The organism is Streptomyces polyrhachis, from assembly GCF_042663125.1.
Lineage (GTDB): Bacteria > Actinomycetota > Actinomycetes > Streptomycetales > Streptomycetaceae > Streptomyces > Streptomyces polyrhachii.
Genome location: NZ_JBHSZO010000054.1, coordinates 1 through 25,930, shown reverse-complemented (window position 1 = coordinate 25,930; position 25,930 = coordinate 1). Strand labels below are relative to the sequence as shown.

Here is a 25,930-nt window from a genome sequence, read left to right as displayed (position 1 = left end):
TGCGTTGCGGTGCGTCTTTTCGGAGTCGTCGCTCCGGGCCCCTCACATGGGTAGGCCGGCTCCCGTCACGCTCGGGGGCGCGTCGCTTCGGGGCCCTTCCTTGGGCGGGCGGCTCCCGTTGTGCTCGGGGAGCGTAGCGACCTGAGTGCGTACCAGGCTGCTGAGAGGGTGAAGAGTGCTGCTGTGAGCAGGAGCCAGCGCCAGAGGTAGCCGTTGAGTGAGTGCAGGGTGGCGCGTTCGTAGGTGGGGCTGCGGCGGAGGATCAGGGGGAGGAAGACCAGGAGGAGGAGGGCGGAGAGGTAGGCCGGGACTCGGAGGTAGGTCACGCGGGGGCCCAGGAGGCGTACCGCGCTTCGGTCCAGCGTTGAGTAGAGCGGTAGGAGGAGCAGGTCGTGCAGGAGCGCCGCGCCCAGGAGCCAGAGGGTGGTTGCCGGCCAGTCGCCGTCCAGGAGGCGTAGGCCCGCGTAGGCGGTGAGGGCGAACGAGGCTGCCAGGAGGGGGAGTTTCACGGTCGGCGTCCCAGGGTGAGGTGGCGGACCCATTTGGTCTGGTGGACTCCGGGGTTGTTGGGGACGATGATCCGCGCCGGGTAGCCGTGGTCGCGGGAGAGGGCTGTGCCGTTGACCGTCAGGGCCAGTAGTGAGCGGGGGTCTGCTACCTGGTTGGTGCGGAGGTGGGCGGCTCGGAAGGCGCCGGTGCGTTGGAGGGACTCCACGTACATCTCCGTCGGGTCTTCGTCCAACAGGCGTGCTAGGGCTGCGAGTTGGACTCCGCTCCACTCCTGGTTGCCGGTGGACCAGCCCTCTACGCAGGCGATGGGGAGGTGGGCGCGGGTCTGGGGGAGGGCGAGGAGGTCGGTGCGGCTGAGGCTCAGTTCGCGGCCGTACGGGCCGGTGAGGCGCAGGCGCCAGTGCTCGCCCGTTTCGGTGGGGGTGATGCCGCGCAGGGTGGCGGGCTTGTTGACCTGGAAGCCGTTCTGCGCGGGGCCCGGGTCGCCGCCGCCCCGGGGGGCCAGGAGGGCCGTACGGCGCAGGGGGCCGCCGGTGGCCTGGCCCACGGTGACGGCGAAGAGGGTGAGGGAGCCGGCGCCTACGAGGGCCACCGCACCTCTGCGGGTGATGGTGGCGGGGGTGGGGTCGGGGGAGGCGAGGTCGTCGTCGGGGTGGGTGGTGTCGGGCTTGTCCCGCAGGCCCCGGCGCATGGTGGTGAAACGGGTGGCGACATGGACGACGAGCGCCGCGAGGAACACCCAGGCGCCGTAGAAGTGCAGGCGGTAGAAGGAGCCCGGGAAGACGTACCAGAGCTGGGTGTCGAGCACGCCCGTCACGAACTCGAAGAGGGTGCTGCCGACCAGGAGGAGCAGCGAGCCGCGCTCCAGGGCGTGCAGGACGGAGCGGGCGGGGGGTAGGGCGAAGAGGCGGGAGATCACCGACCAGAGCTTCGCCAGCACCACCGGGATCAGCGTGAGGCCGCCGATGACGTGGATGCTCTGGGTGAGCCAGTACAGCCAGTACGGGCGCGTCGGCCAGGGGAAGAGCCAGAAGCCGAGGATGCCCTTGTCCGGCGTGCGGTCGTTGGGGACGCCCAGGCCCGGGTTGTAGGCGGCGTAGGAGAGCAGGCCGGTGACGAACAGCAGCGGCAGCCCGACCAGCAGCGCCAGCCCCAGCACCGAGGTGAACCAGCGGCTTCGTACGGGGCTGCGCCAGAAGTCCGGGCGCGTGGGGTTCAGGCGCGGTTTCACGTCCATGGGGCGACCGTAGGGGTGTCCGGCCTCCGGACGGGCGCTGTGACACCTGACGAAAGCCTGACGTCCGTCCGGTGGGCGGGGTCCGGTGGGGGTCGGCGGCCTACCGTGAGCGGGTGCCGATCACGAAACCGATCATGCGTGGGTCTGTCTCGTCCGGGGGCTCCGGTGTGCGTGCCGATGCCCTTACCGCTGGTGCGGCGGTGGGGCTGTGCGTGCTGGCGGCTGTCGTCGGGCATGCGCTGCTGGATCCGGGGGACTTCACTCCGCTGCTGCTGAAGTGGCCTCCTCTGTACGCCCGTTGGATGCCGCACGTGGGTCCCGGCACCGCTCCCGCCGTCCTGTTGGCGATCGCCGTGCTGTGCTACGGGCCCGGTCTCGCCGTGCGGCTGCGCTGGCGTCCGCTGCTCGCGATGAGCTGGCTCGTCTCGATGGGCTGGCTGTGGGCGCTGGCGCTGGTCGACGGGTGGGAGGAGGGGGTGGCCGGGCAGCTCACCGACAAGAACGAGTACCTCTCCCAGGGCCTCGCCCGCTTCACCGATACCGGCGCGGCGCTGCGCACCTACACCGACTTCATCTCCGCCGACACCGCTCCCGACAACTGGCCCGCCCACATCGCCGGCCATCCGCCGGGCGCCGTGCTCACCTTCGTCGGACTGGACCGGATCGGGCTGGGCGGGGGTGCGTGGGGGGCGGTGTTCGTCATCGCGGCGGCGGGCTCGGCCGCGGCTGCCGTCCTGGTGGCGCTGCGGGCGCTGGGGGACGAGCAACTCGCCCGTACCGCCGCTCCCTTCCTCGTCCTGGCGCCGTGGGCGGTGTGGGCGGGGGTCTCGGCGGACGGCTACTTCGCGGCGGTCGCCGCCTGGGGGCTGGCGCTGCTGGCGCTCGCGGCGGTGCGCGGCTGCCGGTGGCCGTGGCTCGCGGGGGTGGGGGCGGGGCTGCTGCTGGGGTGGTGCCTGTACCTGTCGTACGGGCTGACGCTGCTGGCCGTTCCGGTGGCGGCGGTGCTCTGGCTGGCGCGGAGCCTGCGTCCCCTGCCGTGGCTGGCGCTGGGGGCGCTGCTGGTGGCGGCTGCCTTCACGGCGGCGGGCTTCTGGTGGTGGGAGGGCTACCGGGAGCTGCACGCGCGGTACTACGCGGGCGCCGCGGGGATCCGTCCGTACGGCTACTTCGTCTGGGCCAACCTGGCCTGTGTGGTGGCGAGCGCGGGTGTGGCGTCGGTCGCGGGGCTGCGGCGGGCGGTGGGGAGTCTGGGGGCGGGGCGCTGGACCGCTCCGGCCGTACTGGCGGTGTCCGCCGCGCTGATGATCCTCGCGGCGGACCTCTCGGGGATGAGCAAGGCCGAGACCGAGCGCATCTGGCTGCCCTTCACGCTGTGGCTGCTGCCCGCCGCCGCCCTGCTGCCGCCTGCCGGCCGGCGCTGGTGGCTGGCCGGGCAGGCGGCATGGGCGGTGGCGGTCAACAGCCTGTGGATCACGGGCTGGTGAGGACCTGGGCTACGTCAGCTTCAGCTCCTGCCAGGACGGGTCCAGCGCGATCTTCCGCAACTGCTCCATCGTCAGCGGCATATCGGCGCGGGTGGCGTCCTTCCACTGCGCGGGGGTGTTGTGCAGGTTGATCACGACCCGCCGCCCGTCGGAGCGCAGCACGTCCACGAGCCAGCGCTGGACGCCCTTGCCGCCCTTCTCCCCCGGACCCTGCTCGACCAGCACCTTGGTGCCGTCCGCCAGGACGTCCGCCTGCGCGTACGGATCGGCCTCCGGGGCGCCGGAGTTCTTCTCCTTGGCGGAATCGGGCCGCTCCCACTGGTCCACGTTGATCCCGAAGAGCACCTCGCCCCTGCCGTCGTCCGCGACGACGGTCGCGTATCCCTTTGTGTCGTCCTGGCGCGGACGTACCGCGACCAGGCCCCTGGGGAGGAGGGGGATCAGCGTCTTGGCGATCTCCTCGGACCGCACGCCCCGGTGCTCCTGCGGGGCCTGGGCGGCGGGTCGCGCCATACCGGCCAGGATCGGCTGCCACGCCTTGGACAGGGCCAGCTCCTTGAGCTGGTCCAGCGTCAGCGGCGGCTGCTTGCGCGTGGTGGGAGCGCCCTTCTCCTCCGTGGAGTTCAGCGCCGACGCCCTCACCATGGCGCCGTCCTTGGTGGCGTAGGTGGCGCTCCAGTCCCGGGGGCCGGGGCGGTTGTCGGGGTAGGTGTAGCCCTGGTAGAGCACGAGCGTGGCGCCGCCCGCGAGCTTGGTGACCTTGCAGGAGTCGTACTTGGTCGTCTCCTTGTCGGGGCAGGAGAGATGGCCGCTCTGGCGGAGGTACGCCGGGTCCTGCCGCTCGAAGGACACCGACACCCCCGCCTTGCCGCCGCCGTCGTCGAAGACGAGCGTGGCGAACGGGTTGCCCGCCAGAGCCTTGTCCTCGCTCTTGCCCTCGGGGGCTGCCGTGCCCCGCGAGTACAGCACGCTCACCTCGTGGTCGGCGCCCAGCCGCTCCACCCGGCGCAGCTCCCCCGCCACCAGGTCGGCGACCGCCTCCGCGCTGAGGGTGCCGCCGCCCGCCGGCGACTTGCTGGCCGCCGCGGGCGAGGACGTGCCCCCGTCGCCGCCCAGCAGCCCGTCGCCGAGCGTCCCGGCGGTGACGCCGACTCCGCCGACGACCAGCGCCGCCGCGACCGCGATCCCCGCGCGCCGCCTGCGCCGCAGCTGCTTGCCGCGCCGCAGGCCGCGGGTCGCGAGGTCGGGGGCCGGGACGGCCTCGTCGCCGGCCCGGCGGATTCCGGCCGCGAACCGCTGCTCCAGTTCCGTATCGGACATGGCTGATCACCGCTTCCACTTCTGCTTGGTACGGGCCTCGGCGCCGGGAGCGCCTGACGGCTCCGACGTGGCCCGGAATGGGTCTGGGGGTGGGGGTGGGGGTGGGTCTGGGGATGCCGGCCGCGTGGCGACACTCAGCTCGCGTACTCGGCGAGGCTGCCGCCCAGCACCGAGCGCAGCTTGTCCAGCGCCCGCACGCACCGGGTGCGCACCGCGTTCTCGCTGACCTCCATGGCCGTGGCGGTCTCCGCGACGCTGCGGTCCTCCCAGTAGCGCAGGACCAGCACCGCGCGGTCCTTGGGCCGCAGGCCGGCGAGGGCCTCCAGCAGCGTCAGCCGCAGCAGCGGATCGCCCTGCCGGGACTGCGGGAGGTCGGGGAACTCGCCGGTGGGCCGCTCCGTGCTGCTGCGCCGCCGCTGCTGGCTGAGGAACGTGCGCACCAGTACCGTCTGCGCGTACCCGGCGGGGTTGCCCACCTGGTGGATACGCCGCCAGGTGACGAACATCCGGCCCAGGGTCTCCTGGACAAGATCCTCCGCCCGGTGGGTGTCCCCGCCGGTGAGCAGGCACGCCGACCGGTAGAGATGCCCGGCCCTCGCGGCGGCGAAGTCCAGGAACTCCCGCTCCTGTGCCGAACCCATGGATTCTCCCCTCCGTTGTGCTTCCACCCCGATGACGCGGTGGGCGCCCCCTTCCGTTTCGCCCGCTCCCGGCAGCTCTCCCACGAGATCGCCGGCGACGGATGCGCGGCCCGCGCCCCGGCGCGTACCGTCGGGGCATGTGCCGGAGCATCAAGACCCTGCGCCCCCCGTACGAGGAATCCGTGACCGAGGCGGACATGCGGGCGGCGGCCCTGCAGTACGTGCGGAAGATCTCGGGCTTCCGCGAGCCCGCCGCGCACAACGCGGACGCCTTCGAGGCGGCCGTGGCGGAGGTGGCGGCGGCCACGGAGAAGCTGCTCGCGGCGCTGGTGGTCCGGGGGCAGGCGCCGGAGGGGCGGGCGCCCGAGAACTGAGGCGGGGGAGGGGACTTGGGGGTGCTCAGGACTCCAGCACGTACATCACGTGTGCGTTGTCCCCGTGCAGCACCGACTCCCCGCGCTTGAAGCCGACCTTCTCCAGCAGCCGGCACGACCCCGTGTTCCCCGCGTACGGATCGGCGTACAGCGGGCGGGCCGGCTCCAGCAGCAGGAACTGCCGCAGCGCCTTCGTCCCTATCCCGCGCCCCCAGAACTCGCGCCCGAAGACATAGCCGAGGAAGCGCCGGTCGCCCTCCCACCAGGCCACCACGCTGCCGGCGACCACTCCGTCGACCACGGCGGTGCGCACCAGCACCGTGCTGTCGCCCAGGATCCGCGTGCGCCAGTGGGCTATGAGCTGCTCCCGCTCGCGCGGCTGGAACTTCGAGCGCCGGACGTTCTCCGGGTCGTGCTCGTGCCTCAGGAAGACCTCCAGGTCCGCCTCCACGACGTCCCGCAGCCCCACCGTCTCCTGCGTTCGCAGCGTCTCGTATCCCATGGGGCAAGCCTCCCACCCGCCACTGACAATTCCGTCTCGCGTTGGCGTCCGCCGCATGAAGGCCGGGCGGCGGAACGGCCCGGAGGCGGCCCCGCGGACCGTACTACGGGCTCGGCGCCATCCCGCTCACGCGGGCGATCGCCTCGACCTCGTGCAGGTCGAAGGCGCGCTGGGCGATGCGGCCCGCCCAGAACGCCCGGTCCAGCTGCACCACTTCATAGGAACCGTCGGCGGGCAGCATCCCCGCCACGGCGCCGTACACCTCAAGCAACTCCTCGTCCATGCCGCGATTGTCCCGGCCGCCACTGACAATCCCGCCGCGCAATCCCGCAGCCCCGCGGGCCACATCACCCGGGCGCAGGAGTTGACGCAGGTGGTGACGGGCGGCGAGTGGTCGGCGAGGGAGCCCTATCCGACCAGCTCCCCGCGCACCTCCCGCCAGCAGCGCTCGTCGGCGGCGGCGAGCAGGCCCTTCTTCTCGTCGGCCGGGTCGTACGGGCTGCCGTCCGGCCGCAGCGCCGTGCCGCCGGCCTCGGTGAGCAGCAGGGTGCCGGGGGCGTGGTCCCAGGGCAGCGTGCGGTGGAAGAGCACGAAGTCCCGCTCCCCCTCGGCCAGTCGGGGGTAGTCGAACCCGGCGCACCGGCTGCCCGCCCCCAGCTCCGCGAAGCCTCCCGCCGCCGCTGCCACCCGCTCGCGCGCGGCGGGCGGCAGGAAGCGCGTCAGGGCGTCACCGCGCAGCTTCGCCGTCCCGGGCGGCGCGGGCGCGCGGCGCAGCCGCTCCCCGTCGCGCCAGGCCCCGGAGCCGCGCTCGGCCACGTACGCCCGCCCGGTGACCGGCTGCACGATCCACGCCCCGACCGTCTCCCCGTCCCGTACGAGCGCGGCCATCACCGCGTGCTCCGGGCGCCCGGCGACGAAGTTGCCGGTGCCGTCCAGCGGATCGACGAGCCAGACGGTCGGCGCCGTGCGCAGGGCGTGCACCAGCGCGGGGTCGGCAAAGACCGCCTCCTCGCCGACGACGGGGGCGTCGAGGAGGCCGCGCAGCCTGCGGCTGATGATCTCCTCGGCCTCCCGGTCGGCGACGGTGACGATCTCACCCGGCGCCTTCTCCGACACGTCCCCCTCGGCCAGCGCACGGAAGCGGGGGACGATGACCGCCTCGGCGGCCTCCCGCAGGACGGTGGTGACGTCGTCGATCTCCATGCCGCCACGCTATCGGGACGGCGGGACGCGGGCAGGACGGACAGCCGGCCCCTCTCCTGCCCCGGCCTCCGCCGCCTACCGCACCGTGAAGAACACCCCGCGCACCTTTTCCTCCCCGCCCTCTCCCCCGGCCGCCCACTGCCCCGTCACGTACCCCCGCACCCCGTGCGGCGCCGGGCCCTCCGCCAGTCGGCGGTTGACCTGCAGCATCCGCGGCGCCGGATGCAGCCGGACCTCCGTGCCGGACCCGTAGGTGAAGACCTCCTCCAGCTCGACGGGCTCGCCCGGCGGCAGGCTGCCGTCCACCGTCGGGTCGACGGTGTCGCTGACGCTCTGCTCCTGCGCCTGGACCTCACCGCGCATGAGGGCGAAGAGCTGGGCGACGAACACCTGGTCGTACAGCCCGTCGTAGATCCAGCGCTTGCCGAGCACCCCGTGCTCGCAGGTGCCTATCAGCCCCTCCGCCGCGCCCGCCAGCTCCGCGCCCCGGTAGGTCATCGGCACCAGATGGGCCGCCTCGCCGCCGCCCTCCACCGCGCTGCCCACGACCATGATCTCGATGCCGACCTCGCCGGTCGGGTCGTCCAGCCGGAATCCGCCGATCCGGCGCAGCCGCGCACCCGCCGCCTCAAGCGTCCCCTCGAACCAGGGCTGCCGCGGCAGCCACTCGGCGAGCAGCTCCAGCTTGGTGGGGGTGAGGGTGGTCCGGTGAATGAGGGCCATGGTGGTGCGTCCTTCCCGGGAGACTCGGTGACGCGGACCAGCCTCCCACCCGGGTCCGACAACGCCGCCGCATCACCCGAACGGCCCTCCCGAATCGAGATCCGCGCCGCCCCCGCGTCCAATGGGAGCAGCACCCCGGCACCCCAACAGGCCCACCGCACAGGCAGCTTGCCCGGATCGATCCCCCATCCCCAGTGGAGTGTCCCGGATGATGAACCCGACCGCTCCCCCGGAGCGCGCAGCCCACGGCAAGGCCGCCCGCAAGCTCGTCCCGCGCTCCGAGCAGGGCGTCTGGCAGCCCGCCGCCGACCGGCCCGACCCGGTGGACATCCTGATCAGCCAGGGTGCGGACCGCCTGGCCAAGCTGCTGCCGATCCGCTACGGCCGGATGGCCGCCTCCCCCTTCGCCTTCCTGCGCGGCGCCGCCGCCGTGATGGCCCGCGACCTCGCGCCCCTGCCGCGCACCGGCCTCACCGTCCAGCTCTGCGGCGACGCGCACCTGCTCAACTTCGGCCTCTACGCCTCCCCCGAGCGGAGGCTGCTCTTCGACGTCAACGACTTCGACGAGACGCTGCCCGGCCCCTTCGAGTGGGACGTCAAGCGCCTGGCCGCGAGCATCGCGGTGGCCGGCCGCGACAGCGGCCACAGCGAGGCGCGCGTCCGCCGCTCCGTCACCGCCGGCATGGCCGCGTACCGCACCGGCATGCGGCGGCTGGCGAAGCTCGGCGAGCTCGCCGTCTGGTACGACCGCGTCGACACCGACGATGCCGCTGAGCAGGTCAAGCACCGCGACCGGCGCCCCGTGGAGCACGCGCTGGACCACGCCCGCCACCGCACCAGCCTGCAGGCGCTGCACAAGCTCACCGAAGTGGTGGACGGCCGGCACTGGATCATCCACAACCCGCCGCTGGTGGAGCCGCTCGGCGATTTCGACCAGGCCGCGATCCGCAAGGTCTTCACCGACTACCGGGCGAGCCTCCCCGAGGACCGCCGCGTGCTGCTGGACCGCTTCCGCGTGATCGACGTGGCCCGCAAGGTCGTCGGCGTGGGCAGTGTCGGCACCCGCTGCTACATCGCGCTGCTGGAGGGACGCGATCCGGGCGATCCGCTGCTGCTGCAGATCAAGGAGGCGGGCCGCTCGGTGCTGGAGCCGTACCTGAGCCCCTCGGAGTACGACAACGGCGGCCGGCGCGTGGTCTGCGGCCAGCGGATGACGCAGTCCGCCTCGGACGTCTTCCTCGGCTGGGTGACGGGACCGCGCGGCCGGTTCTACTACTGGCGCCAACTGCGCGACATGAAGGGCTCGGCGGACGTGGCGTCGATGGACGCGGGGCAGCTGCGGCGCTACGGGGCGCTGTGCGGCCGGACCCTGGCCCGCGCCCACGCCCGTACGGGGGACAGGATCGCCATCGCCGCGTACCTGGGCTCGGGGACGGGCTTCGACCGGGCGCTGACGGAGTTCGCACTGCGGTACGCGGACCAGACGTACCGGGACCACGCGGCGCTGGTGGCGGCGATCGCGCAGGGGCGGGTGAAGGCGGCGGCCGGGGTGTAAGGGTGGGGGCGGGCGCTCACCAGCGCGGCCGGGCCGCGAGGAGGGCGGCGCGCTCCCGGATCAGCGCTTTCTGCACCCCCCCCCCGTCGAAATCCGGGGTGCTGGAGCGCTGACCGGCGTGTTTGCGGTACCTCAGCGTGGGGGAGCCGACGAGGACGCCGTCGGCCCAGGCGCTGGCGGGGATGAGGGTGCCGGTGTCCTCCATGTAGCCGAGCGCGGACCAGCCGCCCAGCTCCACCAGCAGCGCCCGACGCCACATCACGCCGGCCGGGTGCACCGGAAGGCGGCCGTCCGGATCTCGGTCCCAGGCGGCGAGGAGGGCGCCGCGCCGCAGCGTCCCGGCGGGGAGCGGGAGGGTGAACTCGCGCAGCTCGCCGTTCTCGGTCAGATCGCGGGCCCGTCCGACCGCGAAGCCCAGGCGGGCGTCGGCGGCCAGGGCGCGGACGAGGACGGCGAGGGCGGGGGGCTCCAGTTCGTCGTCGGCGTCGAGGTTCTGCACGAGGGGGGCGCCGGAGCGCCCGAGCGCGATGTTGCGCGCGGTGCCGGGCCCTTCGGGCGTGCCGTGCGCACGGACGCTGACCCTGCGGTCGGCCGCGGCCCCGCAGGCCGCCAGCACCTCCCGTACGGCCGCCGCGTCCGGACCGTCGATCTGGACGAGCCAGCTCCACTCGGGGTGCGACTGGGCGCGCAGGGAGGCCCAGGCCGCGGGCAGGTAACGCGCGTACTGGGCGTGCACCGCCGTCACCACGTCGACCCGCATCCCGGCAGGATACGTGAATCGACCACACGTACGGTCATGTTCATGATACGCAGAGTGGATGGATCCCGCCGCTGCCCTGACCCGCCTCGGTGAACTCACGACGACCGACTCCCGCGAACTGGACCGCGTCTGCGAGGAGGTGGCCGCGGCGCTCCACCAGGCAGGCGCGGAGCCCCTGTTCACGCTCGCCGGCGCCGACTTCGCCACCGATCCGTACCTGATCTGCGCGGACCGCTACTGGCGGCTGCGCTTCCTGGAACTGCCCACGATCCGCACCGCCCTCGCCTGCGCGGCCTGGCTGCGGACGCATCTGGCCGCCGGACACCGGGCGGAGGTGGAGCAGCGGTGGGCGCTGGGCTACGCGTTCGTCACGAAGGACAGCGTCGAGTCGCGGCGTGAACTGGACGAGGCCGCAACCGACTTCGCCGGCTCGGCCGACCTGTCCTTCTTCGCGGCGGTCTACCACGCGGGCAAACTGCGCGCGAACTTCTGCTTCGACGAACTGGAGGACTTCCTGTCCGCCTCCCTGCTGGCGCAGGCCGCCGGCCGCCACCGCGAGGATCCGGTGTTCCTGGCGCTGCGCTGCTTCGCCGCGTACGGCAGCAGGCGGATCGCGACGGCGCACGCGGCGGAGCTGCTGGAGCGGGCGTGGAGCCACCCGCGGCGCAGCCGCCAGGTGGTCGACCTGTGCCTGAACGCCCTGGCGGCCGCGAAGCCCTTCCCCGGCGACGGCACGCTCCTGCGCGAGCGGGCCGAGGAGGCGGTGGAGCTGTGGCCGCGGGACCACATCTTCCACTTCCGCCTGGCCACGGGCCGCTCCATGTGCGGCGCGCACGAGGCGGCGCTGGACAGCGTCGACCAGGCGCTGGCGCTCCTGCCGGCGACGGGCACGCGGGGCAGCCACAAGCTCCTGCAGGAGCAGTACCTCGTCCTGCGCAACGAGATCCGCAGCGCCCTCACCCGCGCGGCGGCCGAAGCGCACACCGCCCGCCGCTGGGAGGCCCAGGAGGCCGCGAACCGTGAACTGACCCGCAAACTCGAGACGTCGACGATGAGCACGGTCACCGTGCTCACCCTCTTCGGCACGGTGATCTCCTTCGTCCTGACCTCCGTCCCCCTCGCCTACGCCGGCACCCTCCCCCTCACCTCCCGCTTGGCCCTCCTGGCCGCCCAGGCAGCCGCCCTCCTCCTCTTCGCCGCCCTCACCATCACCGCCACCCACCTCCTACACCGCCGCCGCACCCGCCCCACCACCGGCGAACGCTGACCCCGGCCGTGTGACGCTCCATGCCCCCGGGCAGCACAAAACCCCAGGTCATGGCGAGATGTCCTGGGGTTTCGCAGGGCCGCCTTCGGGATTCGAACCCGAGACCTACGCATTACGAGACCGAGAGCGATCGTGCCGGGTGGTGCCGCACCATGCTTCCTGATGACGTTTCCCCAGATCAGACCATGTGCGCCAGTCTTCCCCGTGCGGCCTCGTACTGGCTTGTCCAAAGGCGTCTGTCCACCAGCTGTCCACCGGAGCGCCCCTCCGGGCGGCTTCCAGTGACCATTCAGTTGCGCGCGTGGGACAAACCGAACCGACATGGCCCCTCCGTCCGACGCGCTTGTCAGGGTCTCACAACTGCTGCACGCGCTCTCGGCGACCACCTCGCCCGATGACGCGACCCAGCCGGTGCGGGTGGGGGTGGGTGCGGCACGCGGACGGTGACCTCGTACGGAACCGGATCAGCGCCCATCGGGTCGAGTGGGCCACAGGCGGTCTGGGCCGCCGCGCCACTCCAGCCACTTCGGATCGTTCAGGACTCCGTCGGGGTCAGGGACACCAAGCGCTTCGAGGAAAACAACCAGGTCGTGATCGGAGTAGGCGGTGCCCAGGATTTCGTCACGGCCTCGGCGGTGAACCGTGACTCGTCGGCCGTCTGCCGCCGAGGGGCGATGGACGACGATCGGCGCACAACGCATGCTCTCCACCCTGCAGTCGGTTTCCCTGACCGGCCATCGCTCGCGCTGGTCGTCGATCACCCCGCCCGCCGGACGGCCGGAGTCGCGCTGCGGACGCTGTGCTGGGCCAGCTCCTTCAGTTCCATCCGGGCAGCCGGGGTTCCGGCCGGCCCTCTCCAGAACGGGTGGTCGGCGATCCCAGGGGGCTGCCGCGTCGGTCGAGGACTTCGCATCCCCCGTCTCGTCCGCGATCAAGACCCCGTCACCGTCGTCGAGCAGACCCACAGCCCACGCCGCAGTCCGCTCAAGCACCGCCTCCTGGTCCCACACCGCACGGGAGAGCAGGTGGTGCAGGCGGTGCGGGCCCCGCTCACCGATCGCCTCGACCAGGCTCCAGCAGTTGACGTCCTCGAGTTCCATCAGCATGCCCCGAGTCATCCGCGCGAACGTCTCCCGAGTCTCGGAGCGAGCGAAGAAGCTGGACATAGAGGCCAACAGGCCCCCGAGCTCGGTGTCATGACCGCTGTCGTCTACCGTGGTCGAAGCGGCCGTCTCGTTCTGATTCTGCGTCACAACAGATCATGATCAGGGCAGCCGTCCTCATGCCCTCCGCCGACCCCTCAGCAAGCCCCTGAACAGGCACGATGAGCATCGGCAAAGGCTACCTACAGCTGCCGTAACGGACGCACCGCATCCCCGCAGCCCACAAGCCGTCCACAACAGTCACCCCAGGTGAACGCAGATGCCACCGCAACCCAAGGGACAATATCCCTACCATCGCCGTCGGACATCAGGACCCTACCGCCGCCGGCGGAAAAGGCCGGTCGCCCAATATCGTCGCACGCTCCATAATTCGACACGAAGGAAAATAGTCATTCACACCGTAATGGACCGTAGAGCGATTGTCCCAAAAGGCAATTGAACCGACTTCCCACCGGAAACGTACCTGATATTCTGGGAATGAAACCTGTCGGAACAGCAGGTCCAGAAGTGCGGAACTGTCCTGAGAGGGCAGGCCGACAACGTGTGATGTGAACACTGGATTCACGAAAAGGATTGGCCGACCCGTTTCCGGGTGTTCGCGCACCAATGGATGCTCCGCAACACTGTGCCGCACCCTTGTTCCCTTGCGCCGGAGCAAGGCTGCACTCAGAGCATCGGGCGCTGGTTGGGTATGAATAGCGGTCAGCCCGACCAGACGTTCCTTAAGGGCCTGCGGCAAGCCATCGTAAGCTGCACCCAGATCCGCCCATAGCGTATCACCGCCGAACTCGGGCACCTTCACTGCTCTCAGAAGCGAGCCCAGCGGTGGCTTATCCCAATGCGTAGCATCGCTGTGCCACATGTTTTCGTTCCCAGGATCGCTCTCATCATGAACGATCCGCGCAACCTGCTCGATTCCCGCATCCGGAAGGTGGGGATTCACATACAGTTCACCCCAGTGGCGTGCCAGATCTGCGTGTTGAACGACTGTTAGATGCTGGCCCCGGAAGAAGAGCACTTTCCAATCAAGGAAGGCCCTCCTGATCTCCGCAAGGGTCGCCGGCTCCAGAGGAGTCGAAAGATCCACCCCCCCGATCTCGGCGCCAATAACTGTCGAATACGGGCGAACATCAATATGATTGAAATCTTCCGACGCTGCACCGAATCGGCGAGGCGTCAGCCGGGGTCGCTCCACATGAACAGCATCTAGATGACGCGTGGGAACAGAATCGGGAACCAAAATGTACCTCAATTCAAGTATGGAAGGAGACGATGATCCAGGCCACTGTTCAAATGATCCGCACCACGAGCATGCCGTCATGACCTTTGGAACCGACGGTCTGAAAAACGACACCCTCAACAGTCTCAAGGCCACCTACCAGCTCGAGCAGTTGCCGTGTCGCGCGAATGGGTGGACTTTCCGTCGCGGAGTCCCGCACATCTCCGGCTCGAACTACATTATCAAAAACGATGACGCTACCGGGGCGCCCGAGCCGTAGGCACCGCTCAAAGTAGAGCAGATTATTATGCTCATCAGCGTCTACGAAGAAGAAATCGAAGGGGTCCACAGCCTGCTCAATAAGCGACTCCAACTGGTCGCTGGCATTACCCACAAGAACTTCGACGCGAGAAGCTAGGCCAGCCGCCTCGATATTTCCCAAGGCGATTGTAGCGTAGACAGGATTGTTTTCGACGGTGACGAGGAGGCCCTCGGCGGGCAGAGCCCTCGCCAACCACAAGGTGCTATACCCCGCCATCGTGCCCACCTCAAGAATCCGGCGTGCACCTGCTACCTTCGCCAACAATTCGAGCTGTCGCCCTTGGAGCGCAGACACATTTGCTGGCGGTAGGCACTCCAGTCGACTAACATGCTCAACATTTGCTACATCCGGATCCGGCGGGCATACCAGTCCCGTGAGGAATCTTTCGGTATCCGACCAAATTTCGAGACTCACAATAATCGCCTATCCTATCGAGAATTCGTCCCGGACACGCGCCTGCGGAATCTCAGGGAGAGCATACGAGAGGCCTCAAGAACCCATAGCTGACGCTACGGAACCACCCAACTGGCCTGCCCAAAAATGCCGAGAATACATTCGCCGCCAGACACTCATCATGTGTGTGAGCGCCTCGATCTCAGGAACGGTGAGCTCCGGGTGCCAGAAGTCAAATAGCAGCACAATCCTGCGCTCAGATCCGTCATTCCAGACCTCATGATCGTATGAATCATCGAATACGAATGCTTTCCCCTCTTCCCAGCCACGGACATGCTCCGCCACACGAATCCGTGACCCACCGGTGGCAACCAACGACAAATGGCACCTGAGATGGGCGTTCGTGAAGCCAGAATGCGGTGCAATGTGCGTACCGCCGTCAATCATCGAAAAATAGGTCATCCCACAATCGGTTGCACCGGGAATCTTCGAGAGAGTCTCCAGCGTCTTAGGGAAGGAGGAGAGATTTCTAGTGTATGGCTTGCCGATGCATGAGAGATACAACGCTCGCCAATGACCACGGTCGGCCAGACCTGTGGGATGCGATACGGACGGCCGGGTTCCCAGATCGAACGACTGCAGCTCACCAAGGATATTCGGTGCTGCAGACTCCAATTCGTCAAGCCAAGAGATATCATCACGGCTCCACCAGGGTCGTGAGGTAAATCCAGGGAAATAGACCTCCGGTTCCGTAGCTCCCGCCACCTCGCCGATACGGCCCTGAGCAGTGATTTCAAGGCCCTCACGGATCCGTTCGACATCCTTGCGCTCGACTTTCCCGAGTTCGAGCCACTTATCGAACTCAAGCGGCCCCTGAGTAATCCACAGATCTTCCACTGCTCTTGCCTCTCGCTTAAGTTGAAACGATGCGCTACGAGTGACGAATTGGTCGCTACCTGGCGTAGAACATCGACACGAGTCGTTCGAGCTTCCCGTCGTCTTTCGCGGACTCACGTCGACGACTTGCCGCAACGAATCCGGTCATGGTCTCGCGCACAGCCGATCCCGCGGACTGATCTACACGCTGGATGCTGTGAATTGTCCCCTCCTCCACAAACACGAGTCTGTTCGGCTTGGGTACTATTGCGGTCAGGCAAGTCGACGCCACCCCAACTCTCTCCTCGACGGCCTCCAGAGGCGACATCTTCGACACATCACAATTGATTGTCTCCGGGTCAGCATCCAACAACAGAAGCTCGCCTGCCCACGATGCCTTCCACTGCTCATGAAGAAAGAGTATGAACTCGCCGCGGCGGCCAGGTGCAACGTCATTGTGCCAGCCGAGGCGACTTCCAGCCGGATACTTCCAAAAGCTGAATCCAACTATGGACCAGTCCCGCCCCGGGACGCCGAACATATCGTCGTGCTGATGAAGTTCATCGAGAATGGACTTGTACGCACGAGGAAGCGCGTTGTCGCTGTCATCCCCAAGGGTTTGCGCTGTTGCACTGTGTCGCAGCATCGCGCCCCGGCATCTGGAGGCAAGTCCATCAAGCTCCGGATTGACTACGCTCTGCCTCTCTTCGAAGGTGCGACTCCTCATCAGTCGACGCACTTCATCTAGACTATCCGCGTTCAAAAAATCATCGAAAACGCGAAATCGCTTCCCCGCGGTTGTCGGCTGCATTCTCCTTGACTCCCTTCAGGCACCTGCGCCACTATCAATTCAAAGAAGGCAAGCTGCCTTCCTAGGTCTCCAAGCGTTCACACACCGCGGAGGCCAGTCCCAACACGGTATAGATCTCGGGACTGGAAGCGCTTTCATCAGAGAATATAATGTCAAACTTATTTTCCAAGACGGTCAACAGAGCCATCCACGCCAAAGAATCGATGCCATAGTTGGACAGGGAGGCCCGCAAGAAGTCGTCTCCGTCCTCGATTAGGCCCTGAACTAGGGCTTTGGAGGATTCGTCATCTCCAGCATTCCTTGTAAGACTGAGCACCTCGCCAACTACCACGCCTATCGTCCACGCAGAGACTTTCATCTACTAAATCTCCCTTGACACATCCCGTGCTACCCATTTAGCCAACGTGTGCAGATCCACCTTGCCGAGTTGAGTGCGCGGTAGGCTCTCATACACCCGCAGGCGAAGCACGAGACCTCTGTGCGCGGATGAACGAACAACGTCAGCAACGCTCTCTCTGCGCACTCCCGCTCCCGAGACAACAGCGACGACCTCCTCGACATCCGGTCGGCCAACACGGGGAACAGTTAGGAAGGCCACGTCGGTCACGCCAGGAAGCGCCGCTAGGGTGCGCTGGAAATCGTCCAGTTCCACAAAACGCCCATTGACCCGCAACGGTCCGGATTTGCGTCGCACAAACCTCACTTCTGTAGCGGAGGGGCGATCTACGATGTCATTCATCCGCCATGTCCGTGACTCATTCGGAGCGCACTCTAGGTATCCCAGGACCGGGTTCTTGGTGGATATAACAAGTTCTCCGCGACTGCCAATTTCAGGAGACACGATATCGACGGATGAAATTGGGAGGCCCATTTCGCTGGCCCCGATGAATACACCCCCCGTTTCGCTTGATCCATAGCCTCGAATGGCCGAGACACCGAACCGGCGGTAACATTGGCTATCCAGATCATGGCTCACCCGACCCGCTCCAATCAGAACTAGATCGGGATGCTCCGGTCCCCTTCGCTTGGTCTCTACAAGAAGGCGCAATAGTGAAGGCGTCATCGCAGCTTTATTGGTACGCCCACTGTCCAGGTCCACTGCCACGCTCGCGGGAGTGATGAAGGGGCGCACGTCCAAGTGACACCCGGACAGAAGCGCACTCAGTGCCACACCCCAGCCGAATGAGTGGGCAACGGGCACTGGAACCCGCACATGGTCGTGGGCGGCTAGGGACAATCCATGCGCGTAGCCCTCGTACTCGTCAAACACGCTGTGCACACTGCGCTGGGCGAGCTTTGAATCTCCGGTAGAACCGGACGTCTCGTGCACAACTGCTACCGAGTCATCAACTCGTCGTCCCGTACATCGAGATCTTTCGACACCTAGTTCTGTGGTGACAATGAATGTATGGCGCCCGTCTTGCCGGCCGCTGAGCGCGCGGGGGGACACCCACACGGCGGATCCCAAACTCCAGCACGCTACCGAAGCAGCCAAGATCGAGTCTGATCTGAGGCCAGCGAGCAATACTAGATCACCATCCGTGACCCCGGCGGCTTCCAGTTTGCCGACGTACTGCGCAACACGGGAGGTGCTTCCTTTGAGACGACCCTCATTCAGACTGCCACCAGCTGACATGATGGCATCGGCGAGGCGTCGGCGTTGGGCGCTCACTTGGTAGTCTCAGGCTCGAGCACGGTCTCCTCCACACTCTGTTTGATCAAACGATCCATTCCAAGAAGTGGAAGCGCGGTCACACATGTGCCGACGACACCCAACCACATGGTGCCCACAATACCGAGTGATCCTCCAAGCCACCCTGCAGTAATCGCTGCCAGAGGCATGCTCCCCCATACAACGAATCGAATCGAGGCCGTCATACGAGCCAAGAGCTCCTTCGGGCACACTCGCTGTCGGATACTCACCTGGGTGATGTTGAACATGACGGCACCGAACATCGTGCCAAATTGACCAAGCGTGAGAAGCAATGTCAGCACTATGGCATGCTCCCCCTCCAGCCCTCCGGTGAGTGGCGTGACGGCGGTGAACGAAGCGGCTATGAGCAAGCCGCCCGCCATGACCGTACCGGCGCTGAACCGGTTGCGTACTCTGGGGAGGAGAACGGACCCCAGCAGCCCACCCAGTGTCCCAAGACCCAGCACGCAGCCCATTGCAGTGGCGCCCAGGTCCAAGGTCCTGAGGATTAGTAGGGGTAGCAGCGTCATTATGATTGTGGCGAAGAAGTTCGACACAGCCATCGAAGCCGTTAGGCGTCGCAGGATGGAGTTTTTCGCTACAAATTCCACCCCAGCATAGATTTCCGTTGCCAGCCGACTTGACTCACGGGCATCGGTTGACCGTGCCTTTTCGCCGTCCTTTGACGCCCAAAGAAATCCAACGCACATCGCATAAGCCAACGCATCCAAGACCAGCACCAAGGGGGCACTCAAGACGCGCAGAAGTAGACCTGCCACCGCCGGGCCGCCTGCGGCAGCCATCTGTCCCGTTGTCTCGAGCCGAGCGTTGGCTGGTTCAATCGCGTCGTCGGAAACAACCGTTGGGAGGTAAGATTGACACGCTACATCAAAGAATACAGACGCTATTCCAATTATGATACTGACGACGTATAGCCACTCCAACGACAGTAGATCAAGTGCCCACATGGCAGGTACGGTTGCAATCGCGAGCGCACGGATCAAAGCAGAGCGCATCATTGTCGAGCGCTTCCGCCAGCGGTCAATCCAGGCGCCGGCCGGAAGCCCGACGAGGAGATAGCAAACTGTGAGCGAAGCGGATAGATACCCAACCTCATCGCTCCCGGCATTCAAGGTCTCAATCGCAACAACCGGGATGGCCAGGAACCCGAAGCGCTGTCCCAGCTGCGAAGCACCCAAGGCTGCCCAAAACTTCCGGAAATTTGGAGACTTTACGCCCCCGGCAAGTTCACTCACGCGGGAATCCTATTATCCTCGGGGTCGTCAATAAAGGCCGAGCCGCGCAACGTAAGACCGGAACGCTCTGCGATGTCACGAACGTGGTCGAGAGTCACTACGAACCGTTCCTTTCCGTAGATTAGGTACCGTTGTTGGTCGACCAAGCTTGAAAAATTCACAGTCATTACATTAGCTCCGGCTTCCAGTCCACGCGATTGGCCGCCCGTCCCAACGCGCTCTAGGGCGCTCACTGACGGGATGAGAATGTGGGGATAGGAGAGGCGGAGGCAGGCGATGATGTTAAGCGCGAGATCATTGTCCCCTACCGGCGACAGTTCCATGGGTGTATTGGGTGCTGGAACGAATGGGCTGACGCTGCACATGCTCGCATCCAACTCGCCGGCAAGTTCAATGTCGTCGATGACACTGTCCAATGTCTGGCCCGGGAGACTGGAGATCAGACCTGTGCCGATCTTGAATCCCAGCGTCCGAAGGTCTCGCATGCATGCGAGACGCTTTTCTAGGGTCTCGTGTCGTATGGCAAGATGTAGGACTGGGTCGCTGGTTTCGTGTTTTAGGATGTAGCTCGTCGCGCCCAGCTTGCGAAGCTTCTCATATTGGGCAAATTTGAAGTTTCCCGTGTTCAGAAGGATTTCTACTCGGCCGTCGAAGAGTTCTCTGATCTTTGGGATGGCCTCTTCCAGTAGGGGAAGTACTGACGGTGTCTCGCCTCCCTGTAGAAGCACGACATCGATCCCCGTGTCTTTGATGGCTTGCGCCATCCGAACGATCTGATCGCCCGTCAAGAAATAGGTGTCGTTTCCACTGATGTTGTCCCGACGCATAGGGCAATAGTCGCAGTTGACTCTGCATACGTTCGTCAACTCAATAACGCCGCGGAGAATAGCTGTTCTTCCCCAGTGTCGATCTCGAGCTTTTCTGCTCTCCTCAAACAATTCGGCCTGAGCCGGCCCGCGTGCGAGTAGCAGGCTACGCGTCTCCTGGCGAGTCAAAGTCATTTGTCTTCGCATTCTGGGATTTCGGGCACATCGAGTTCCACGACCATTTGTGCCATGAGGGCGGGGTCCGCACCTGCGTCAACGTACGTTTTGACAGTATCGAGTAGTGTCGGTTTGAAGTTCACGACTCTGGTCGCGTCATTAAGTGTGATCAGCACCTGACCGGGATCCACAAGACGGCTACTCAGGAAAACTCGAGTTCGAGCCGCGTTGGTCACGCTTAGATCGATCTTGGCGCGATCCGAAACGCAGGCTTTGAAGGATCCGATCTTACCCTGGGTTATTCCTTCCAGTGCGAGCCAATGCGCCCTCCCACTATCGCCAGATGATGCGAAGTGTCGGAGCTTTGACGGCCACTGTGGCCGACGTGCCTGCCTATACAACTCGGCGATTCGCTCAAATTGTGGCTGCCCTCGCTGAAGGTCCATCGTGCTGAGATTGTGTTCGCCTTGCGCGACGCCGACAAAAGAGACCTCCGGATGTCCGATGCTGCGCAGGTAGTCAACCGCCTCTTTGTCCAACGCTGCAGGGATTTGTCTATCCTGCTGACCGTGAACGGCGCAGAGTGGCACATTCGTCAGATTCCGCAGCAGCTTGCGGACTACGCGATCTGGACCGAATATTTCCCACATGGAGGGGGCGCCGTTGATTGGCGCTGCCATACTCCAGCGATCCCAGTATCTGGACGTGATGTTCCAGACCGCGATTGCCCCCATCGACGTTCCGACCAGGCCGCAGCGATCTACATCGATGTTGAGGTTCTTCCGACCCCATGCGAGTGCCTGGAGGGGGAAGTCACCCGGATCGTATGTCCATCGAGCTTCGCTGAATTCACGGCCACGGATGCCGGCCAGATCGAGATTGTTGCTGTCGAGCACCGGACGCTTCGCTGTTGGCGCTAGGAGAATGGCGCCACAGGTATCGGCTAGTTGTTGCAAGTGGAGTGCTACCTTCTCGCCTGTTCCACCAACACCGTGTAGCGCGATTAGTAGCCCGTGGGGTTGGGCAGTGCGCTGCTCGGGGACGTGTACCACCATGTCCGTACTGCGATTCCATGCATCGTGCAGCTCGACTAGCTCTGTGCGCGCCTTCTCCCGTTCGGTTGGTGGTGTGTGCAAGAGATTCTCGAGCCGATCCGCGTCGATGCCCTGCTGCTCGAATCTGGCCGCTGCTTCATGGGTTGAGGAGTTCAGGCACAGGCGGCGGGCCTCAGTTGGAAGTGTCATGTCGCGGTTCAAACCTCCATCACCCGCTGGTAGATCCCGATCGTGCCGACTCTGACGTAGCCCTGAAGGAGGCTATGCCTACGCGGACTGGACACCGGCTGAGTCTTTTCGCGCCTTTCCTTACCAGCAGGAGTGCGGAGTTGAGGTCCGTGGCCTCGAATGGTACTTCCAATGAGGTTGCGCCATTAAGCTTCGCCAACTCACCTGCTGCGTCGACTAGTACGTTCAAATCTGCAACTGATCCACAAGGGTTCCCGCTCAGCACAAGTCGTGACCGGTCTAGAGTCCAAGCGACACGATTCTGTCGCGATTCTTCCTGATCGGATGCGAGCGGGTCAGGAATTAGGGGGGGCCTGTCGACCGCTATCGCAAGTGTGCCAGAAGTGGTTGGAGATTCGACGGTATTAGAGCCGTGATGCCAATTGATACCTGCCAGGGGGACCATGTATCGATGTAGGTATGCACTTGCGGCGCGCATGCGAAGCCGAACGGCTATCTGGGCTTCTGGCCTGTTGTGTTCCATCCAGGCAACGACGCCGTCGTAGGCCTCATACTTTGCCCAGTCCCGGATGGCATAAGCAACGCGCAATCCTGCGCTCGTAGATCGGAAGGATTCGTTTACGAACAATCCCTTGAGCAGCAGGTGGTGGTTCCATCGCATACCACGATGCACCGCGGCTAGCTCACCTTGGCCTGAGTAGAGACCCATCCAGCAATAGGATCCGTTGGCCTCAATCTCATATCTGATCAGGCTGGCATCGATTCCGTTGAACTGGCTAAGGCGTAGGGCGTCGTCGATCTCGGACTCGTTGAGGCGCCTCGAGACGAATTCGCTATCACTTCTTTGACCCACAGTCGTTTCCCTCGAGTCGGCTTGCCAACGCAAGATACGTTCGACCCGACGCAGCGTGAGTCGCGTCCTGCACCCCGAGCTTCACCATCTTGCGCGCTGCGGCTCGACCGGCGAGTTGATTGATCATGAACTTCGGAGTTATAAAGCGGGAGTCCAGATCCTGAATTACCCAGTTGAACATTTCCAGGTCAAACGGGTAATACGTTGGATACAGGAGCTCATGCGCGTCCATTTTCGCCTGGCGTGAAAGCTCTGTGCTGGGGAGGATGCGGTACCCCATATGCGCGACGAGTTCGTTGTGTGCCAGATTGTCGTTGATGAATTTTGCGCTGTTGCTTATGGTTTTCCGCGTCTCCCCGGGTCCGCCAAAGACAACATTCACACGCACCGGTAGCTGATACTTCTGGCTTCTCTCGAGGAAACGCAGTACGTGCCTGGTATCGAAAGTCTTGCCAAGGTTGCGCATGACGGCGTCATCGAGACTGTCCGGTGACACGACGACTGCCTCAATTCCACTTCCCGCGAGGATCTTACCGAACTCGTCGTCAAATGGTTTCGGCGTGAAATAGGCCGCCCATTTCAGGTCGGGGAGACTAAGTTCGTGCAGAAGGCGCACTACCTGCTTCGCGTAGTTAAGTTCACTGTTGAAGATGCCGTCGGTAAAGAAGATCCTGCGAAACCCGGCATCGTATATGCCCTGGATTTCCTGGGCTAGGATGCTCATGGGCTTGAGGTCGCCGGCGTTGTCACCGGCGATGTATGCGTAGGGGCAGTAGACGCATCCCTGATAGCATGTCTTTCGACGGGTTTCGACACCGATCATGGCGCCGTGCGCCTCGGTATATGCGTCCATGAGCGATGGCGGATGGTGAAGGACATCGTTCAGGAAGCCCTCGTGCCGTCTTCCCTGGAGCGATACGCGTCGGCCTCTGTACGGATGCGGGTCTTTGGCAATGTCCAGCATGAGATTCTCGCCGGGACCCACGACGCCTACGTCCAACCCTAGCTTTGCTACTAGAATGTCACCAAAGAGACTGAACCCCGGTCCGCCACCGACCAGGAGCGGTTCGAGGCCGCGCTCAGCAAGTTCTTCACGTATGCGCGCGATGAATCGTATGTAATCATCGACATGGGTTCCTGCCGCGATCTCAATGGGGTCGATGTTTCGGATTGTGAATCCGATAATATCCCATTCGTCGTCGAGCCAATCGAAAGTGCTCGACATCTCTGGCGTCTCAACAAAGTCGATGAGTTGTGTGATGTGTCCTGCGCGATCCAGAGCGTCTTGGACGCAACGGACGCCTATTGGGAAGATCGGTTCGTTGCCGGCCATGGGGAGACTGGCAAGATTGACGAGCACTACACGCGACATGACTCGGCCTTTCACGCAACGAGGGCACATGCGCTCGCCGCAGCGGCAGAGCCATGTGCCCTCGCGAAGGGATTAAACGAGAGCTCTGTACGGTCCCGTTATTTTCCGCTTGCGCGGAGCGTTTATTGCCTTAGGGCTCGCGCGGAATCAACTTGGACACGCATGCCCTGCGTGAGCTGCGGTGTCAAGAGCAGTACAGCCCCACTTGTTCTCGCGCGAGCCCTTAGCCGCAGGAGGGTGCGCCAACCATGACGAGGAAGTCGCCGTCCACGAGTTCGAACAGCGCGTCACACGCCTTGTCGAAGCGCTCAGGATCAACGAACATAAGCGCCTCCATGGCCTCCTTCTCCATGGAAAGTCCGGCATCCGCCAGAGCCTTCCGAGCGTTCTCCTGGAGGGCAACGGAAAATGCCTCATCATGGGAGAGGCGGTTGACGAGCGTCTCGAGGGCCACTGCCGCCTTCTCGGCCTGCGCAACCTCGAAGGCGCTGTGTGTGGTTGTGAGTGTCTGGGTCACTTCGTACATCTCCTTGGGTAGAGATCGATCGACCACGGTGCGTTTGAAACGTAGCAGGAGCCCCATCGGTTGACAACGGTCCATCTGCTGTCTCTGGGTGGCGGTGTCATAGCCTCGAAGCAACACTGCTGGTAAGAGGGGTTGCTTGTGGGTGAGCGGAGCCCGTTGACGGTCGAGGAGCGGGAGGAGATCGCTCTGGGTCGGGCGCGGCGGGAGGGCGTGCGCGGCGGGAGGGCGTGCGCGCTATCACCCGGCGGTTGTGACGGGACCCTTCGGTGATCAGTCGGGAGCTTCGTCGTAACTGCTCCCAGCGCGGCTATCGGGCCATCACCGCGCACCGGCGGGCAGTCGAGCGACGCTGTCGTTCGCAACAACGGCTACTGGAGCGGGACATGATCCTGCGTCAGCGAGTGCTGGCGGATCTGGGCTGCGGTCGTACACCGAACCAGATCGCGGGGCGCTTGAATCTTGAGGCGGCGGACGCCACGGTGGGGCTCATGGAAGGTTCGCTCCCGGCCGGCGCGCCACCGTGTCTGACGAGGCCGTCTACACCTGGATCTACGCGCTACCCAAGGGCGAGTTGGCGAAGTCGGGGGTGATACTGCCCTGCGGCCGGACTCGACGCGGCCCGAAGCAGAAACCGGCCAGCGGCAACGGGGCACGCATCGTGGGCATGCGCTCCATCCACGACCGCCCCGCCGAGGCGCTGGTCCACGACACCTGGATCACCAGCAACGTCGTCCGACGGCAGTTCACCGCATTCGACCAAGAGCGAGGGATCGCCATCTCTTCATGGCGAAAGAGACCTACACCACTCAAACTTCGATGACACACGCTCAAGGTTCGATGGCACAGGACAGCGTGAACCGGCCCCACCAGACGGTCCGGCGCGCTAGAGGTCAGGGCTTGATCAAGTTCCCGGGATCTCCCAACTGTGGGGAGGATGCGGCGGGTTGGGCCAGATGGCAGAGCGGACACGGGATCCGTGATCATTCAGGTGTCTACGCCGAGTGATCAAGAGGGTTCCCGTGTCCGCTGTCTCATCTTCCCCGATCCCTGCCGTGTTGGCCAAGCTGGGGCCGCTCAATCCGGACGACACGTCTGACCTGCGTGTCTTTCTGGAGGTGGTGCCCGATCCGCGCTCCCGGCAGGGCCGCTGGTATTCGCTGGCCTCGATCCTGCTGGTCTGCGCGGCCGCCGCGGTCTCCGGAGCCCGGACCATCGACGAGCTCGCCGAGTGGGGCGCCCGCGCCGACACCGGGCTGCTCGCCACGCTCGGCGTGCGCCGCCACCTGCTGCGCCGGCGGCATGCACCGTCCAGGTCGGCGATCGGGAGGGTCCTCGAGCGTCTCGACGCCGACGCGCTCGATGCCGCCGTGGGAGCCTGGCTCGCTCACCGCCATGCCGCCGCGACCGCGGTGCCGGACGGGCGGCGGGTGATCGCCGTGGACGGCAAAGCACTGCGGGGCTCCGCCCGCCTTGACCAGCCCCGCCGGCACCTGCTGTCCGCCGTCACCCACGGCCGCCCCGTCACCCTCGCCCAGGCCGAGGTCGGGTCCAAGACCAACGAGACCCGGCACTTCCAGCCCCTGCTCGCCCCCCCCCGTTACCTTCTTCGTGGCTCCGCAATGGGGCCTCCGGCCTTCGGGTCC

27 protein-coding genes are annotated in these 25,930 nt (G+C 65.5%); 6 read left to right on the top strand and 21 right to left on the bottom strand.

All coding sequences use genetic code 11. The features are described from left to right. Positions 1-65: 65 nt before the first annotated feature. On the bottom strand, positions 66-509 hold the full coding sequence (locus tag ACFQLX_RS24055) for a hypothetical protein (RefSeq protein WP_386418411.1): 444 nt from the start codon (positions 507-509) through the stop codon (positions 66-68). After that, on the bottom strand, positions 506-1,747 hold the full coding sequence (locus ACFQLX_RS24050; RefSeq protein ID WP_386418409.1) for a molybdopterin-dependent oxidoreductase: 1,242 nt from the start codon (positions 1,745-1,747) through the stop codon (positions 506-508). The genes ACFQLX_RS24055 and ACFQLX_RS24050 overlap by 4 nt, the downstream gene beginning before the upstream one ends. Before the next feature lie 134 nt (positions 1,748-1,881). Here ACFQLX_RS24050 and ACFQLX_RS24045 point away from each other — a divergent pair, with 134 nt between their 5' ends. Then, on the top strand, positions 1,882-3,231 hold the full coding sequence (locus ACFQLX_RS24045) for a hypothetical protein (protein ID WP_386418407.1): 1,350 nt from the start codon (positions 1,882-1,884) through the stop codon (positions 3,229-3,231). A gap of 9 nt (positions 3,232-3,240) precedes the next feature. On the opposite strand, the gene ACFQLX_RS24040 is transcribed toward ACFQLX_RS24045, so the two are convergent. Beyond that, entirely contained in the window at positions 3,241-4,551 is a 1,311-nt protein-coding gene (locus ACFQLX_RS24040; protein ID WP_386418406.1) for a hypothetical protein, read from the bottom strand. Positions 4,552-4,685: 134 nt separating this feature from the next. Continuing rightward, positions 4,686-5,192 (bottom strand): SigE family RNA polymerase sigma factor, encoded by a 507-nt coding sequence (locus ACFQLX_RS24035; protein WP_386418404.1) that lies wholly within the window; start codon positions 5,190-5,192, stop codon positions 4,686-4,688. Between the two features lie 137 nt (positions 5,193-5,329). On the opposite strand from ACFQLX_RS24035, the gene ACFQLX_RS24030 reads away from it, so the two are divergent. Continuing rightward, on the top strand, positions 5,330-5,566 hold the full coding sequence (locus ACFQLX_RS24030) for a DUF2277 family protein (protein ID WP_386418402.1): 237 nt from the start codon (positions 5,330-5,332) through the stop codon (positions 5,564-5,566). A 25-nt stretch (positions 5,567-5,591) separates the two neighbouring features. On the opposite strand, the gene ACFQLX_RS24025 is transcribed toward ACFQLX_RS24030, so the two are convergent. The 4 genes from ACFQLX_RS24025 to ACFQLX_RS24010 all read right to left on the bottom strand — a co-directional run bounded on the left by ACFQLX_RS24025 (position 5,592) and on the right by ACFQLX_RS24010 (position 7,994). Beyond that, positions 5,592-6,068, bottom strand: coding sequence for a GNAT family N-acetyltransferase (locus ACFQLX_RS24025; RefSeq protein ID WP_386418400.1), 477 nt, complete (start codon positions 6,066-6,068; stop codon positions 5,592-5,594). Positions 6,069-6,171: 103 nt separating this feature from the next. Next, a complete protein-coding gene (locus ACFQLX_RS24020; protein WP_386418399.1) occupies positions 6,172-6,351 on the bottom strand; it encodes a hypothetical protein in 180 nt (59 codons plus the stop codon). 125 nt (positions 6,352-6,476) lie between these two features. Beyond that, positions 6,477-7,271, bottom strand: coding sequence for an inositol monophosphatase family protein (locus ACFQLX_RS24015; RefSeq protein WP_386418397.1), 795 nt, complete (start codon positions 7,269-7,271; stop codon positions 6,477-6,479). Positions 7,272-7,346: 75 nt separating this feature from the next. After that, complete coding sequence (locus tag ACFQLX_RS24010) at positions 7,347-7,994, bottom strand: maltokinase N-terminal cap-like domain-containing protein (protein WP_386418395.1); 648 nt, start codon at positions 7,992-7,994, stop codon at positions 7,347-7,349. Positions 7,995-8,202: 208 nt separating this feature from the next. Between ACFQLX_RS24010 and ACFQLX_RS24005 the strand changes: the two genes are divergently transcribed. After that, positions 8,203-9,549 carry a DUF2252 domain-containing protein gene (locus ACFQLX_RS24005; protein WP_386418394.1) on the top strand — a complete coding sequence of 449 codons (1,347 nt, stop codon included), beginning with the start codon at positions 8,203-8,205 and terminating at the stop codon, positions 9,547-9,549. Positions 9,550-9,565: 16 nt separating this feature from the next. Here the strand turns inward: ACFQLX_RS24005 and ACFQLX_RS24000 are convergent, their stop codons facing one another. Continuing rightward, positions 9,566-10,309, bottom strand: a complete 744-nt coding sequence (locus ACFQLX_RS24000; protein ID WP_386418392.1) for a glycosyltransferase family 2 protein — start codon at positions 10,307-10,309, stop codon at positions 9,566-9,568. Positions 10,310-10,367: 58 nt separating this feature from the next. On the opposite strand from ACFQLX_RS24000, the gene ACFQLX_RS23995 reads away from it, so the two are divergent. Beyond that, positions 10,368-11,576, top strand: a complete 1,209-nt coding sequence (locus tag ACFQLX_RS23995) for a hypothetical protein (RefSeq protein ID WP_386418391.1) — start codon at positions 10,368-10,370, stop codon at positions 11,574-11,576. Between the two features lie 464 nt (positions 11,577-12,040). Here the strand turns inward: ACFQLX_RS23995 and ACFQLX_RS23990 are convergent, their stop codons facing one another. The 12 genes from ACFQLX_RS23990 to ACFQLX_RS23935 all read right to left on the bottom strand — a co-directional run bounded on the left by ACFQLX_RS23990 (position 12,041) and on the right by ACFQLX_RS23935 (position 24,278). Then, the gene (locus ACFQLX_RS23990) at positions 12,041-12,829 is read right to left on the bottom strand and encodes a transposase (protein ID WP_386418389.1); all 789 of its coding nucleotides are present in this window, start codon (positions 12,827-12,829) and stop codon (positions 12,041-12,043) included. Positions 12,830-13,046: 217 nt separating this feature from the next. Beyond that, positions 13,047-13,934, bottom strand: a complete 888-nt coding sequence (locus ACFQLX_RS23985; protein ID WP_386418388.1) for a TauD/TfdA dioxygenase family protein — start codon at positions 13,932-13,934, stop codon at positions 13,047-13,049. A gap of 94 nt (positions 13,935-14,028) precedes the next feature. Continuing rightward, positions 14,029-14,694 carry an O-methyltransferase gene (locus ACFQLX_RS23980; protein ID WP_386418386.1) on the bottom strand — a complete coding sequence of 222 codons (666 nt, stop codon included), beginning with the start codon at positions 14,692-14,694 and terminating at the stop codon, positions 14,029-14,031. A 75-nt stretch (positions 14,695-14,769) separates the two neighbouring features. Next, positions 14,770-15,570 carry an aspartyl/asparaginyl beta-hydroxylase domain-containing protein gene (locus ACFQLX_RS23975; protein ID WP_386418385.1) on the bottom strand — a complete coding sequence of 267 codons (801 nt, stop codon included), beginning with the start codon at positions 15,568-15,570 and terminating at the stop codon, positions 14,770-14,772. A gap of 55 nt (positions 15,571-15,625) precedes the next feature. Beyond that, entirely contained in the window at positions 15,626-16,288 is a 663-nt protein-coding gene (locus ACFQLX_RS23970; RefSeq protein WP_386418384.1) for a 2OG-Fe(II) oxygenase family protein, read from the bottom strand. 133 nt (positions 16,289-16,421) lie between these two features. Further along, on the bottom strand, positions 16,422-16,718 hold the full coding sequence (locus tag ACFQLX_RS23965; RefSeq protein WP_386418383.1) for a phosphopantetheine-binding protein: 297 nt from the start codon (positions 16,716-16,718) through the stop codon (positions 16,422-16,424). Positions 16,719-16,721: 3 nt separating this feature from the next. Next, on the bottom strand, positions 16,722-17,996 hold the full coding sequence (locus tag ACFQLX_RS23960; protein ID WP_386418413.1) for an AMP-binding protein: 1,275 nt from the start codon (positions 17,994-17,996) through the stop codon (positions 16,722-16,724). Between the two features lie 32 nt (positions 17,997-18,028). Further along, complete coding sequence (locus ACFQLX_RS23955; protein WP_386418381.1) at positions 18,029-19,309, bottom strand: MFS transporter; 1,281 nt, start codon at positions 19,307-19,309, stop codon at positions 18,029-18,031. Further along, positions 19,306-20,310 (bottom strand): biotin synthase BioB, encoded by a 1,005-nt coding sequence (locus ACFQLX_RS23950; RefSeq protein WP_386418379.1) that lies wholly within the window; start codon positions 20,308-20,310, stop codon positions 19,306-19,308. Before ACFQLX_RS23950 ends, ACFQLX_RS23955 begins: the two co-directional genes overlap by 4 nt. Further along, positions 20,307-21,548: a hypothetical protein gene (locus ACFQLX_RS23945; protein WP_386418377.1), complete on the bottom strand. Its 1,242-nt coding sequence runs from the start codon at positions 21,546-21,548 to the stop codon at positions 20,307-20,309. The genes ACFQLX_RS23950 and ACFQLX_RS23945 overlap by 4 nt, the downstream gene beginning before the upstream one ends. An 824-nt stretch (positions 21,549-22,372) precedes the next feature. Continuing rightward, positions 22,373-23,722, bottom strand: a complete 1,350-nt coding sequence (locus ACFQLX_RS23940) for a B12-binding domain-containing radical SAM protein (RefSeq protein WP_386418375.1) — start codon at positions 23,720-23,722, stop codon at positions 22,373-22,375. Between the two features lie 262 nt (positions 23,723-23,984). Further along, positions 23,985-24,278, bottom strand: a complete 294-nt coding sequence (locus tag ACFQLX_RS23935) for a hypothetical protein (RefSeq protein WP_386418373.1) — start codon at positions 24,276-24,278, stop codon at positions 23,985-23,987. Between the two features lie 529 nt (positions 24,279-24,807). On the opposite strand from ACFQLX_RS23935, the gene ACFQLX_RS23930 reads away from it, so the two are divergent. Beyond that, positions 24,808-25,107 carry a hypothetical protein gene (locus ACFQLX_RS23930; RefSeq protein ID WP_386418371.1) on the top strand — a complete coding sequence of 100 codons (300 nt, stop codon included), beginning with the start codon at positions 24,808-24,810 and terminating at the stop codon, positions 25,105-25,107. A gap of 232 nt (positions 25,108-25,339) precedes the next feature. After that, on the top strand, positions 25,340-25,930 hold a 591-nt coding region (locus ACFQLX_RS23925), incomplete at its 3' end, for a transposase family protein (protein ID WP_386418370.1).

Coding starts and splice junctions, on each gene's coding strand:
- ACFQLX_RS24050 (WP_386418409.1), bottom strand. CDS start 1,747: ATGGACGTGAAACCGCGCCTGAACCCCACGCGCCCGGACTTCTGGCGC.
- ACFQLX_RS24045 (WP_386418407.1), top strand. CDS start 1,882: ATGCGTGGGTCTGTCTCGTCCGGGGGCTCCGGTGTGCGTGCCGATGCC.
- ACFQLX_RS24040 (WP_386418406.1), bottom strand. CDS start 4,551: ATGTCCGATACGGAACTGGAGCAGCGGTTCGCGGCCGGAATCCGCCGG.
- ACFQLX_RS24035 (WP_386418404.1), bottom strand. CDS start 5,192: ATGGGTTCGGCACAGGAGCGGGAGTTCCTGGACTTCGCCGCCGCGAGG.
- ACFQLX_RS24030 (WP_386418402.1), top strand. CDS start 5,330: ATGTGCCGGAGCATCAAGACCCTGCGCCCCCCGTACGAGGAATCCGTG.
- ACFQLX_RS24025 (WP_386418400.1), bottom strand. CDS start 6,068: ATGGGATACGAGACGCTGCGAACGCAGGAGACGGTGGGGCTGCGGGAC.
- ACFQLX_RS24020 (WP_386418399.1), bottom strand. CDS start 6,351: ATGGACGAGGAGTTGCTTGAGGTGTACGGCGCCGTGGCGGGGATGCTG.
- ACFQLX_RS24015 (WP_386418397.1), bottom strand. CDS start 7,271: ATGGAGATCGACGACGTCACCACCGTCCTGCGGGAGGCCGCCGAGGCG.
- ACFQLX_RS24010 (WP_386418395.1), bottom strand. CDS start 7,994: ATGGCCCTCATTCACCGGACCACCCTCACCCCCACCAAGCTGGAGCTG.
- ACFQLX_RS24005 (WP_386418394.1), top strand. CDS start 8,203: ATGATGAACCCGACCGCTCCCCCGGAGCGCGCAGCCCACGGCAAGGCC.
- ACFQLX_RS24000 (WP_386418392.1), bottom strand. CDS start 10,309: ATGCGGGTCGACGTGGTGACGGCGGTGCACGCCCAGTACGCGCGTTAC.
- ACFQLX_RS23995 (WP_386418391.1), top strand. CDS start 10,368: ATGGATCCCGCCGCTGCCCTGACCCGCCTCGGTGAACTCACGACGACC.
- ACFQLX_RS23965 (WP_386418383.1), bottom strand. CDS start 16,718: ATGAAAGTCTCTGCGTGGACGATAGGCGTGGTAGTTGGCGAGGTGCTC.
- ACFQLX_RS23960 (WP_386418413.1), bottom strand. CDS start 17,996: ATGTCAGCTGGTGGCAGTCTGAATGAGGGTCGTCTCAAAGGAAGCACC.
- ACFQLX_RS23950 (WP_386418379.1), bottom strand. CDS start 20,310: ATGACTTTGACTCGCCAGGAGACGCGTAGCCTGCTACTCGCACGCGGG.
- ACFQLX_RS23940 (WP_386418375.1), bottom strand. CDS start 23,722: ATGGCCGGCAACGAACCGATCTTCCCAATAGGCGTCCGTTGCGTCCAA.